Origin of the sequence: Mucilaginibacter sp. (assembly GCF_036383575.1) — a bacterium.
In the GTDB taxonomy this organism is placed as follows: Bacteria; Bacteroidota; Bacteroidia; order Sphingobacteriales; family Sphingobacteriaceae; genus Mucilaginibacter.
Window position 1 is genome coordinate 1 of sequence record NZ_DASVOB010000853.1, and the last position, 12967, is coordinate 12967.

Sequence of the window (12967 nt, forward strand, 5' to 3'; positions counted from 1 at the left end):
AAACAATAAAATCAAACCGACAATGAAGAATACGCCCAATACTAAAACCGAATTTCGCGGACTTCCGGTTAGTTCTTCAAAAAAACCAAAGCTAAACACCCCGCCTACTATGGCCAGTTTTTCGGTAACATCATAAAAGCTAAAGAAAGAAGCCGTATCAGGAATATTTTCGGGCAGATATTTGGAGTAGGTTGAGCGCGACATGGACTGAATGCCGCCCATTACTAAACCTACGACTACCGCTATAATATAAAACTGCGTTTGCGTATAGGTAAAGTAGGCAGCAATACAAACGGCAATCCAGAGGATCACCACCCCTATTAAAACCCGTACGTTACCGTATTTACCTGACAGGCGCGACATCAAAGTTGCACCCAAAATAGCCACCAGTTGTATTATCAAAATAATAGTGATCAACTGCGGAGTTTCCATTTTCAGCTCTTTTGCAGCAAAACCGGTTGCCACCAGCATGATGGTCTGTACACCCATCGAATAGAAAAAGAACGACGGCAAAAACCTTTTTAACAACGGCATTTCCTTAACTTTTTTCCAAACATGCCCCAGCTCAATAAAACCACCTTTTATGATGTTATGGCTATGGCTTACAGCGTTTGGGCTGCCCTTAGGCAAAACACTAAAAGGGATCATGGCAAAACCTATCCACCACAGGCCGACCAACAAAAACGACAATCGCGGGGCAAAGGTTTTGTCAACAATACCGAACCATTCACCTTTCAGTACAAATAAAAAGCAAATAAGCTGCAACAGCACACTGCCTATATAGCCATAGGTAAAACCTTTGGCGCTTACATTATCCTGCATATCAACCGTAGCAATTTCGGGCAGGTATGAATTGTAAAATACAAAGCCTCCGCTATAGCCAATAGCCGCCAGCGCAAAGCAGATGATCCCCATCTCCAGGTGATCTTTATCAAAATTGAACAACGCGCAACATGCGGCTGAGCCAAGCAGCGTAAAGAACAACATAAAGATCTTTTTATTACCCTTATAATCGGCTATGGATGACAGTATAGGCAACAGCAATACCATGACGAGGTAAGCGGCTGATAAAGCATAATCTGAAAGTGCCGTATTTACAAAGCTTTTTCCAAAGAAGTTAACCCTATCGCCATTGGCATGATTGGTAGTGATGGCTACATAGTAAGCCGGAAAAATAGTTGATGTGATAACGAGGTTGTACGCAGAGTTGGCCCAATCAAAGAAAGCCCAGGCCCTTATGGTTTTTTTGTTGTTTTTGTTTTCCATTTGCTCACTAAATGTATGCAAATTTTAGAAACTCCAAAAAATGTCTGTAAACAAGTAAATTAAAAAAACGACAGATGGAAAATTTTTACAAGATTTAAATTCGATCAATTGCAGACAGTTTGAAAGTATTTGTGCGAAAATTTCTCGTTACGAGATTTGACCAAACAAACTGAACTTTTTAAAACATGATTTCCGGCACAGCAAGGCTGCTCTATTATGATTTGGTAATCAATGTCCCCGGGGCGCATAAACAATAACACAAGCACCTATCAGTGCAATCAAAGCACCTATCAGTGCAATCAAAGCACCTATAATATCATAACGGTCGGGCTTAAAGCCATCAATTTTCCACGCCCAGATCAATGCCATTACAATAAAAATACCGCCATAAGCAGCGTACACCCTCCCGAAATTAGCTGTTTGCCAGGTTGCTACAATGCCATAAAACGCAAGGATCACGCCGCCCGCTATTCCAAACCAAAGCGGCTTACCTTCTTTTAACCATAGCCAAACAAGATAACCGCCACCTATTTCAAATAAACCTGCCAATAAAAAAAGAGCGAAAGAGCGGATGATAGCCATTATGAAAATTTAGATATGAGAACCTTGCTAAAGATATCAAAATAGCGCCAATAGCCCTGAGTCCTCATAAAAAAGGCTTCCCTTTTCGGAAAGCCTTTGGTTGTTTTTATAGGTAGATTTAACTTCTGTCATAAAATGCCGGCGGCTCAATTCCCAAAGAACGAAGATAAACATAAGCCTGGCCACGATGATGTATTTCGTTATCGATAATGTACTGAATAATACTGTTTGCAACCCCTTCGTATTGACCGAAAGCTAAAACTGTTTCCTGAAAACGTTCAACCGGGATCTGTGCCCAATAAGTTGTAATATCTTCAGTTGCATTGTCCCATAACCTTAACAGGTCATTTTTGGAGTGCGCTTCGATTTTTCCGGTATGATGGTCAAGGCCTGCTATTGGCGTCCAATCGTTGCTTACAAGTCCTTTAACGCCGGGGCTGCTCATGCTGATGATCTCTTTCACCATTTCAGAAAAAGGGCGCATTCCTCCTATTGAATAGTTAAACAGTGCTTCCTGCGGAAATGCTTCAATAAGCCGGCGTGTAACACGGCGCTGGCCAAGCCAGCTTTGTAAAAATTGATCGGGTGTATAAACAGATGCTGCTGCAGTTTCTGTTGGTTGTTGAATTGCGTTAGTTTCCATTGTATTGGTGGTTTTGTTTTTGATTACAATACAAAGTAACCTGTCGGTGGTGACAGCCCTATGTCAACAGGAAAAAAGAAAAATTAACTATTTTGTATTTTGGATAAAATCTACCACCTGTTGCTGTTCATAATGTGAAAGCTGCCCTTCCGAATAATGCCATTTTGAATCAGTATCAAACAAGATCTGTCCTAAATAGTCCGGGTTCTTTTTGTCATCAAGCAGGGGTTTGCTTTCGCCAATTTCAGGTGCTATTTCCTGGATCTCAAAAAGGATGGCTTCACCATCGGCATTTCCATTATAAAGTTTATACAAACCGGTGGCGTTTAATTCATGATTTACTGATTGATGCAGCACCGGTTCAATGATGATATTTCTATGCACGCCGTTGTCGCCGGTTACATCGTGGTTTACTGTGTGTATCATGGCTTATACTATTTATTTGTTAGTACAAGTTTACAGCTAAATTGTTTATGCCGAAACGGTAGCAGGCTGTTTTACAACTTTATTTTCTGCAACCAATAAAACGATCAGCAAAATCAAGCCTACCGCAAAAAAACAATCTAACGCCAGGGCCGAATCACGCATTTCATGGGTCATAGATTCAACAAAGCCGAAGCAAAACAAACCAACTACTATGGATAGTTTTTCGGTAACATCGTAAAAGCTAAAGTACGATGCAGTATCGGGAATATTTTCGGGCAGGTATTTGGAATAAGTTGAACGTGATAATGATTGCACCCCTCCCATTACAACACCAACAACAACCGCAGCTATCGCAAATTGCCATTCATTGGTTACAAAATATACACTGCAGCAAACCATAGTCCAAACCGCCACCAGGCCAACCAGCGCTTTGGTGTTGCCGTATTTTGCTGATGCTTTGGATGCTATCACCGCGCCTAATACGGCAACAACCTGTATTATCAGGATAATGGTGATCAGATCGTCATCGGGCATATGAAGCTCTTTCGCGGCAAAGTTGGCGGCTACCAGCATAATGGTTTGCACCCCTACCGAATAGAAAAAGAAAGCAGAAAGAAAGCGTTTTAACAAGGGCATCTTTTTGATTTTGCCAAATACCTTTGCCAGTTCCTTAAAACCACCCGTTAACACATTATAATTATGAGAGCCCGCATTTGGCGTGCCCTTAGGTAAAATACGGAAAGCAATAAAGCTAAACCCTATCCACCAGAAAAACACGATCAGAAAAGAGATCCTCGCAGGCAGATAATTGACTTCCTTAATACCAAAGTATTCGGGTTTTAACACTACTAAAAAGCAAATTAACTGTACCACAATACTGCCTACGTAACCGTAGATAAATCCTTTGGCGCTCACGGCGTCCTGCTGATCAACAGTGGCGATTTGCGGCAGGTACGAATTGTAAAACACAAACCCTCCGCAATAACCTATAGAGGCCAAACCAAAACAGATCATCGGTATTTCGAGCGGGCTTTCCTGCCTGAAAAAATACAGACCGGCGCAAGCCAAACTTCCAAGCCATGTAAATAACTGTAGGTACAGACGTTTATTTCCCCGGTAATCGGCTATGGAAGTAAGTATAGGCAGCAGCACCGCTACAATCAGGTATGAAAGACCGAGTATGTAGTTTGAAAGCACCGTGTTAACATACTTATGACCGAAAAAGCTGACGATATCGGTCTTTTGAGGATTATTGGTAGTTACGTAAACAAAATACGCGGGAAATATGGTTGAGGTAATTACCATATTATATGATTGATTGGCCCAATCGAACATGCACCAGGCCCAAATGGTTTTCTTGTTATTTTTTGCTTCCATTGCGGGTTTAAAAGTATGGAAATTTAGGGGAGGATGATTACAGAAATGCTAAACAAATACGTTAAAATTATATAGGCGGGCAATAATGCTAACTATGTTTTGCCTGCAAATAAATTGCACTGAAGGTTATTATCCAAATCAATATCATTAATAAGATCCCCAAATTGAATTCTTTTTGCTTTTCAGGAGTATCTATACAAATTTTGTATTCCCATTCAACACCATATTTATTTTTAAGGATGTTTGCAATATGCTCTGCTAATTTGTAGCAACCCGTTTTGCGAAGATCGTTTAACTCTTCAAACACCACGAAACTGCATAGCAAATGAAGTTCGTCGCCATTCTTAATATAGATTTCTGACGATGTGATTGGGTTTTGTCCCCGAGTTATTCCCTGACTTGATGTTATAAATACCTGACAACCTTTATTTACCGGGATTGTCTTGTTTTTTTTCATATCATGAAACACTATATTATCAACATTCAATCGCAATCTTATTTCAAAACTCTGTTCTGAAGAATGAGAAGTGATTACCAATAGATTTGGCTCTTCTTCTCTGAAAAATAAACCGGCAAACCTTGTAAACATACAGCGAAAGTAAAAAACATAGTTTAGCTTTATTTTGATTTATTGTAGTTTTATCTGGCAAACCTTATCAATCAATAAAATTGAAAAAACTACTTATCCTTTTACTTACTTTAGCTGTTACTCCTATCATTGCCGGTTGCTACGGCATTATTCACGACCAGTTTACGTACACAATCAGCCATGAGTATTTTACAAAATTTAAGTTTTACCAATTTGGTTTTATTGAGCCAGGCTACGAAACCATTTTACCTAACCCAAGGTTGTATGTAGCAATAGTAGGTTTTTTAGCCACCTGGTGGGTAGGATTGATTATTGGTATAGGTAACGGATTGATGGGTTTGATACAAAAAGATCATAAGCTAATGTTCAAAACAATTAGCTACGCCGTATTTATCACTTTAATTGCAACTGCAATCAGCGGGCTTATCGGCTTGGCTTATGGCTGGTTTTATCTTTCGGGTACCCAGGTCAACTGGTATTTACCAAAGACACTTATTAACAAAAAGAGCTTCATAGCCGTTGGCTCAATGCACAACTTTGGCTACCTTGGTGGCCTTACAGGCTTAGTTTTAGGGATGATATACCAGGTTGTAAAAGCCTCAAAAAACCGAACAGTAAGAAAAACTCTTCATTAAAAATTTCGACATGTTCAACTACCTCCATTTTACAGATCAATTCGGCTCTTATCTATATGATGATAATTTCCAGGCTTTTTTAGCAGATAGATTTACCGATCTCAGCTCTTACAATATTTTGAAAAGCGATTATATGCGATCTGAATTATTGCATATTGATTTAGGGTTCACCAACGATGATGCGGTTATTGATGAAGATGAGCTCATAGTTTTAGAACCGGGCCGGCCGATATTCTCCCACATGAATATTTATCCTAACCCGGATATCCAATATGTTCTTCCATTTGAGATTTTATTTACCGATACCCGGAACGAAGTTCTCAAAAAAGCAGGCGAACCTACCCAAACTAAACACGGCGATTCACCGGTATTGGATAAACCTTTCCTGATCGACCATTACAAGATAGGTGATCTGGTATTAAGTATCGATTACGATCCACAGGATGAGCATATCAACTTTATACAGATCAGGGATAATAATATTATTGCGCATCTAAAATTGTAAAGTTTTACACTAATTCTTCTAATTAAATCGAATTACACGAATTTGATTGGGAAATTAATTCGTGTAAGTCGATTCAATTGTACACTATTAAAGCATTCGTGTATCAATCGAATATTTCCGGCAGATGCTTATAGTTGCCTTTCACAGTAGCCAAAACTTCATCAAACTTACCGCCAAGCATCATTTTGGTCATGGAAACGGCCATACCTTTAACCATTTTTAGTTCGATATGCGGCGGCATAGCAAGGGCTGTTCCATCGGTATAAACATTCACTAAAACAGGGCCGGTATGAGCAAATGCCTCAGCAATACCCAGTTCAAGGTCCTGCGGATCATTGATGGTAATCCCCTTGATCCCCATTGACTCGGCAACCATGGTAAAATCAGGGTTGTGCATGTCAACTTCAAAATCAGGCAGGCCCATTACTTCCATTTCCAGCTTTACCATGCCGAGGGCCCGGTTATTAAATACAATGATCTTGATAGGCAGGTTATATTGCTTGATGGTAGCCAGATCACCCAGCAACATGGAGATTCCCCCATCGCCGCACATGGCCACTACCTGTCTTTCGGGACAAGCCAAAGCGGCGCCTATAGCATGCGGCATGGCATTGGCCATCGATCCATGCACAAATGAGCCTATCATTGAACGTCGGCCATTGGCACTGATATGCCTGGCACTCCAAACGTTACACATCCCCGTATCGCAGGTAAAAATGGCATCGGCAGATGCATTTTCATTTACAATGGCAGCCAAAGCCTCTGGGTGAATGGCATCATGTTTACCATAATCCTGAATGTAGGCCTGTTGCTGTTCTTTTACTTTAGCGTGAACATGAAGTTGTGCATCTAAAAAGCTGCGGTCGTCTTTTTCCTTGATCAATGGGATCAACGCTTTAATGGTAGATTTGATATCGCCATAAAGCCCCATCGTTAATTTAGCCCGCCGACCAAGATTTTCAGGCTTGATATCAATCTGCACTATCTTCTTATCCTGCGGATAAAACGGGGTATAAGGAAAATCGGTACCCAACAAAATAACCAGGTCACTTTCATGCATACTATGATAAGCGGCAGGTAAGCCAAGCAGGCCGGTCATGCCAACCTCATAAGGATTATCATGCTCTAAAAACATTTTACCCCTAAACGAATAACCAACCGGTGCTTTGATCAATGCTGCCAGCTCAACCACTTCATCGTGGGCGTCGGCACAACCAATACCTCCAAAAATGCAAACTTTAGGGTGGCGATTGATCAGATCGGCCAGTTTCACTAATTCTTCCCATACCGGGGTGATATTGGCTTTGCAAAAAAAGTTATTTACCGACGAGTCAATTTCTACAGCATCCTCCCCTGCCACATCCCCCGGAAAACCCAACACACCAACACCCTTGCGCTGAATAGCGGTTTGAATAGCGGCCTGCGTCATACGCGGCACCTGTTTGTTATTCGCAGCCACCTGGTTGTAATAACTGCAATCATCAAAAAGCTTGATAACATTGGTTTCCTGGAAATAATTACTACCGAACTCTTTTGTGGCGCAGGTAGATGCTATAGCCAAAACAGGCGCTCCCGAACGGTGGGCATCATAAAGCCCGTTTACCAAATGCACGTGCCCCGGGCCACTACTGCCCGCACAACAAGCAAGTCCGCTCAGTTGTGCATCGGCCGAGGCTGCAAATGCACCGGCTTCTTCATTACGTACATGGATCCATTTTAATTCGGGGGTTTTGCGTACGGCGTCATTAAGTTCGTTCAGGCTGTCGCCGGTAATGGCGTAAATGCGTTTTATGCCGGCTTGTATCAGCATTTCTACAAGCTGCTCGGCTACTTTTTTTGACATGTTTATTTGTTTAGCGTTAGCGATGTTTTGAGTTTCGTAAACAGATAACACCAAACACATGCCATTTGTTAAGAAATTAACAGTCAAATATTTGTAATAACGAGATAATTTTAAGCTTTTGATATATCGTGATTTTACGATAATTGATGATATATCGAAAAACTCAATTTAAGTGTTCAGTAACGCTATCTGTTTTTATTTCACCCTTTTCCAAACCTCATCATAACCGTTCCCTTTCAGGTATAACAACGAATCTTTAAGCCGGTAATTAAATGTCCCTATTTTCCCGTCCATGTATTGGGCATATCCCGGCCCCCCAATAGCTTCAATCAATACTGAGTAAGTTTTATTTTGGGTATCTAAAGTATATGACCCTGAAAATGCGGCGTAAATTTGCTTTTTGGAATACTGTATATCAGTAACCATAAATCTGTTACTGGTAATTGTCTGATACCTGATCTGTCCGGGCTGGCCGCCATAAGTGGTATCAGGTGCGCCATTACTCATTATTTGCCAGGTGCCAAGCAAAGCTTTTTGGTCGTTAATTACTTTCCTGGAACTTAGGCACGCTGAAAAGATCAGTGCGCAAAAGGTTAAAAAGAAGATGGATAGAATTGTTAATTTTTTCATTGCATTTGTTTTAAGGTTAAACAGATCGAGTATGTAACTATAAACTTTACGGATAATATCGCGAATCATATCCGTTGAATTACTTAACCAATTGGCCGCACCGGATGGCGAATTGTAAACCTCGTGATCAAGGGCGGTGAAGATCAGTTTTATAGTATAACTTCTCGGTGTTACTTCTCCTGCTTCTATTCTTTGAAGTGTACGCACGTTTAGGTTACATTTTTCTACAAGTTCTTCCTGTGTTAGTCCCCTGGCTTTTCTAAGTTTCGCAATCTTTTTGCCTAAGTCTGGTTGTTGCATGGTCATGTAAAATTCTGGAGCAATGTTAAAATTAACAGTGTCAAGATACAATAAACGGAGCTGTATTTATTGCCGACATTAACCCGGCTTTTCAATATTTCTTAGCAACAAGCCCGTATTTATGTAAGGTTTTATACTGCATTCCTTATAAAACGCTATCCATTACTCTCCGTTCACCATCATATAAGCCCCGTTTATCGATAATATTTATTGCCCGGAAAAATTGAAGATACTTTCGATCAAGGAAAAAAAACACATAATAAAACACCTTAGATCATGAAAAAGTTAATACTCTTATCCGGTGCAGGCTTACTGATAACGGTCTGCATTTTGGTAGCTTGTAAAAAGAGCAGTGAAAAAACAACTACCACCACAACAACGACAACTACCACCACTGCTTCGGTTTCGGCTTTAACCTGTGGTTCGGCAGTAGTGTCATCAACTGCAACCGTTAATACAGTTTTCAGCGGCAGCGCAACAATCCCGTATACAGGCGGCAATGGCGCTACGTATACCGCGGGTACCGCTATCTCATCTACAGGGGTTACCGGGTTAACGGCAACCCTGGCGGCGGGTACATTGGCCAGCGGCGCGGGTAACATCACTTACTCCATTGCAGGTACGCCAACGTCAACAGGTACCGCCTCGTTTTCCATTACCTTCGGCGGACAAACATGCAGTTTCACAGTTACAGTAGATGCTGCAAACACCTCAACGGGCTGCTCTACTTCAACAACTATTGCATCAAAAGTAGTCTGTTTAGCCAACGCGTTTTTAGCAACGCTAAGTACCAGCCAGCAAGCCTCTGTGGTTTTAGCCTTAAATAAAACCAATGCTTTAAGATGGTCAAATCTCCCATGCGGCCTTTCCTGCAGAAACGGTTTGGCTTTCAGCAGTCTGACCAGCACGCAATTAGCAGCTGCAAAAGCCGTGGCAGCAGCAGCCATGGGTACTACCACCGGAGAAGGCTATGATGAATTTACCCAGATCATGGCGGCAGACGACTACCTGGGAACAATGGCCTCAGGCTATTCATCTGGCAACTATATAATTGCATTTTTAGGAACACCTACTACCACCGGTAAATGGATGTTGCAATTTGGTGGCCACCACTACGCGCAAAATATCACTTACGATGCAGGAGTTGTTACCAGTATCACACCGTTACACCAGGGTGTTGAGCCAAAAGGATCATTTACTACGGGAGGCGTAACCTATACAGGACCAATTGAATCTGAGCATACTGCAATGCAAAATATGCTGGGGTCTTTCACAAGTACAGAATTAGCTTCGGCAAAAATATCAGGTACTTTTTCAGACTGTCTGATGGTTCCTGGATCTACCACCAATACAATGCCTACTACAAAACAAGGTGTTCAGGTAAGCACCTTGAGTACAGCAGCTCAGGCCAAAGTTTTAGCGGCAATGATGCCATGGATCAATGATCTTGACGCTACTTCGGCAGCAGCGTTTACCACAATTTATCAAAATGAATTAGCTAATACTTATGTCTGTTATGCAAGCAATACCTCAGGTGTTGCGGGTTCTGCAAGTTCATTTTTAACTACTAATACAGACTATGTAAGGATAGACGGGCCAAGTGTTTGGATAGAGTTTATATGCCAAACCGGCGTGGTTATTAGTAATCAAATACACTATCACACCGTAATGAGAGATCATACCCGTGATTACATAGGCTTATAACAAATCAACAGAAATGATGTATCACATTTTTTCAATAAACAGTCGCCGGATAAACAGCCGGCGACTGTTTATCATTGCCGCTATTTTTGTTGTGATGGCATTAAGGCCAACCATTGCCGCTGCACATCAAACACCCAATACACTTGTTTTTTTAGATGCAAGCCCGAACAGGATCGCGCTGGAACTGCAAATGCCGCTATCAGAACTGGAGCTTGCCTTTGGCAACGATATTTCAAAAAATCCGGAAACACTTATTAAAAGATTTGAGCCGCAGTTAAAAGAATACCTCAGGGCGCATATGCATGCCTACCTGAAAAAAAGCGCCCCCTGGGAAGTTAAAATAGAAGCATTAAGGATGGATAAAGGGAAATACATTGAAAATGGTATGGATTATTGGGAAGTAATTGCCAATGTGGCTATTATACCGCAACCAGGCGAAAGTACTCGAAAATTTATGCTTGATTATGATGTGATCATACACCAGGTGATTAATCATGCCGCCCTCGTTTCCATCCGCAGCGATTGGGAAACCGGGAACTTAAGCCCTACTGCCGATGCCATGGTGATCAGTCGGAATACCAAAGATAATGTGATCTATCCACTGGAAATAAATTTGCAGCAGGGAAGCTGGTTTAAAGGGTTCAATAGTATGCTTGCTTTAGGCATGCAGCACATTAAAGAAGGAACCGATCATTTGCTGTTTTTAATTGTGCTTTTGCTACCTGCCACACTTTTAATAAATGGCAGGCAATGGGGAAAATTTGGAGGAACGAAATACAGTATTCTGAGATTATTAAAAATTGTCACCTCGTTTACAATTGGCCATTCCATGACCCTGTTGATCGGTGCTTTAGGTTGGTTACGATTGCCCGCGCAACCAGTAGAAATATTGATTGCTTTTTCCATTTTAGTTTCTGCAGTTCATGCCATAAAGCCAATTTTTCCGGGGAAAGAAATGTATGTAGCGGCTGGCTTTGGCCTAATACACGGCCTGGCATTTGCATCTATATTAGCTAACCTTAAATTAAGTGCAGGAACTATGGCCTTAAGTATTTTAGGCTTCAACCTGGGCATTGAGCTTATGCAGCTTTTTGTTGTGCTGATTACTATCCCCTGGTTGATTTTATTAAGCCAAACACCGCTGTATAAATATGTAAGGATTGGGGGTGCCATCATCTCTGGCATAGTAGCAATGGCCTGGATCCTGGAACGTGCCGCCCAAACGCCTAATTTTGTCTCGATGTTTGTAAACAAGATGGCCGAACAAGCTCACTGGGCAATCGTGATACTGGCAGTTTTGGCGTTGATAAGCATCCTGTTAAAAAAACGCATAGCCCATTCACCAGGGTTGAACACTTAAATGTTATAGTTTATTTGAATACTATAAACTTGATTTTAAAATTGGTCAAACCTTCATTTAGAAACCAAAAAGCCGGCTCTTAACAAGAAAACGGCTTTTATTGCTACCATCTCAGTTACCTGCAAACCAGCGGGCGGCAGCCTTTTGGAGTTCACTAAAGTCCGGGGTATTGTCCGAAGCCCAGGCAATGATCCCGTCAGGACGAACCAGCACAGCGCTCAAGCCTAATTGCTCTTTCGCACTGCCCGAAATATACTTTACCTGGTTGCCCAATTCCGCAGCCAGAGTTTGAAGTGAGGCGTTCGTATCGAAGTCAAGCAGTATTCCCCGGCCATCATGCATTAAATCACCAATCGTTGAACCATCTTCCAACTCAAAATTGGGAACGCTGCGTCCTGCCAAAGGGTGATTGCCGCCGAGATCATAATGGGTATTAACACCCCATACCCTTCCTGCAATATAGGTTGCACCATCGCGGGTATTCATAAGGCCGCGAACAATTTCATACATCGCGCGGGCATCCGGGTCGGATTTCATTATCGCAACCTGCGCGCGCGACCAATCTAAAACCTGTGCACCAATTGGGTACCGTTCGGTATAATAACTATCCAGCAAACCTTCAGGCGCTTTGTTTTGAATAGTTGCGGCGAGCTTCCAACCCAGGTTCATGGCGTCGCCCTGTCCAAGGTTAAGCCCCTGCCCTCCCAGCGGCGCATGAATATGTGCGGCATCACCAGCTAAAAGCACCCGCCCGTTGCGGTAAGCTGTGGCCTGTCGTGCCCGGTCAGTCCAGGTGGTTGTGATATGCAGGGCACTGATAGTAACGTCGGTATCCGAGATGCGGCGCAACACCTCCTGCACATGTTCAAGCGTAATTGGTTCGCCCGAGCCGTGAAATGCCCCGCCATCAAAATCCTGTATGGCCAGGTAACCCGGTTGCGATTGCATATACATACCTCTTGATGTAACATTCCGGCCAGGTTTAAGCTTCTCCGGATCTGCAATATCAGCCCGGACAGAGTAGCCGGTAAATTCCGGTTCGGTGCCGGCAAATTCAAAACCGCCAGCCTTGCGTACCGTACTACGGCTTCCGTCGCAACCAACAAG

Annotated in this window: 13 protein-coding genes; 4 read left to right on the forward strand and 9 right to left on the reverse strand. The window is 42.2% G+C overall.

The annotated features are described in order from the left end of the window. The 6 genes from VF500_RS30035 to VF500_RS30060 all read right to left on the reverse strand — a co-directional run. Positions 1-1266, reverse strand: a 1266-nt coding sequence (locus VF500_RS30035) for an MFS transporter (RefSeq protein ID WP_330863186.1), incomplete at its 3' end; no start/stop codon positions are given. A 228-nt stretch (positions 1267-1494) separates the two neighbouring features. Beyond that, entirely contained in the window at positions 1495-1848 is a 354-nt protein-coding gene (locus VF500_RS30040) for a YnfA family protein (RefSeq protein ID WP_330863187.1), read from the reverse strand. 118 nt (positions 1849-1966) lie between these two features. Then, the gene (locus VF500_RS30045; protein WP_330863188.1) at positions 1967-2491 is read right to left on the reverse strand and encodes a DinB family protein; all 525 of its coding nucleotides are present in this window, start codon (positions 2489-2491) and stop codon (positions 1967-1969) included. A gap of 87 nt (positions 2492-2578) precedes the next feature. Beyond that, complete coding sequence (locus VF500_RS30050) at positions 2579-2917, reverse strand: hypothetical protein (protein WP_330863189.1); 339 nt, start codon at positions 2915-2917, stop codon at positions 2579-2581. Positions 2918-2962: 45 nt separating this feature from the next. Then, positions 2963-4294, reverse strand: coding sequence for an MFS transporter (locus tag VF500_RS30055; RefSeq protein WP_330863190.1), 1332 nt, complete (start codon positions 4292-4294; stop codon positions 2963-2965). A gap of 88 nt (positions 4295-4382) precedes the next feature. Then, entirely contained in the window at positions 4383-4883 is a 501-nt protein-coding gene (locus VF500_RS30060) for a hypothetical protein (protein WP_330863191.1), read from the reverse strand. 80 nt (positions 4884-4963) lie between these two features. Here VF500_RS30060 and VF500_RS30065 point away from each other — a divergent pair, with 80 nt between their 5' ends. Further along, a complete protein-coding gene (locus VF500_RS30065) occupies positions 4964-5518 on the forward strand; it encodes a hypothetical protein (protein ID WP_330863192.1) in 555 nt (184 codons plus the stop codon). Between the two features lie 10 nt (positions 5519-5528). Further along, positions 5529-6023 (forward strand): hypothetical protein, encoded by a 495-nt coding sequence (locus VF500_RS30070; protein ID WP_330863193.1) that lies wholly within the window; start codon positions 5529-5531, stop codon positions 6021-6023. A 103-nt stretch (positions 6024-6126) separates the two neighbouring features. Here VF500_RS30070 and VF500_RS30075 read toward each other — a convergent pair whose 3' ends face one another. Then, positions 6127-7866, reverse strand: a complete 1740-nt coding sequence (locus VF500_RS30075; RefSeq protein WP_330863194.1) for a thiamine pyrophosphate-dependent enzyme — start codon at positions 7864-7866, stop codon at positions 6127-6129. 195 nt (positions 7867-8061) lie between these two features. Beyond that, the gene (locus tag VF500_RS30080) at positions 8062-8796 is read right to left on the reverse strand and encodes a helix-turn-helix transcriptional regulator (protein WP_330863195.1); all 735 of its coding nucleotides are present in this window, start codon (positions 8794-8796) and stop codon (positions 8062-8064) included. Between the two features lie 276 nt (positions 8797-9072). Between VF500_RS30080 and VF500_RS30085 the strand changes: the two genes are divergently transcribed. After that, positions 9073-10500 (forward strand): DUF3500 domain-containing protein, encoded by a 1428-nt coding sequence (locus VF500_RS30085; RefSeq protein WP_330863196.1) that lies wholly within the window; start codon positions 9073-9075, stop codon positions 10498-10500. A gap of 13 nt (positions 10501-10513) precedes the next feature. Continuing rightward, complete coding sequence (locus tag VF500_RS30090) at positions 10514-11860, forward strand: HupE/UreJ family protein (RefSeq protein WP_330863197.1); 1347 nt, start codon at positions 10514-10516, stop codon at positions 11858-11860. A gap of 111 nt (positions 11861-11971) precedes the next feature. Here VF500_RS30090 and VF500_RS30095 read toward each other — a convergent pair. Beyond that, positions 11972-12967, reverse strand: a 996-nt coding sequence (locus VF500_RS30095; RefSeq protein WP_330863198.1) for an FAD-dependent monooxygenase, incomplete at its 5' end; no start/stop codon positions are given.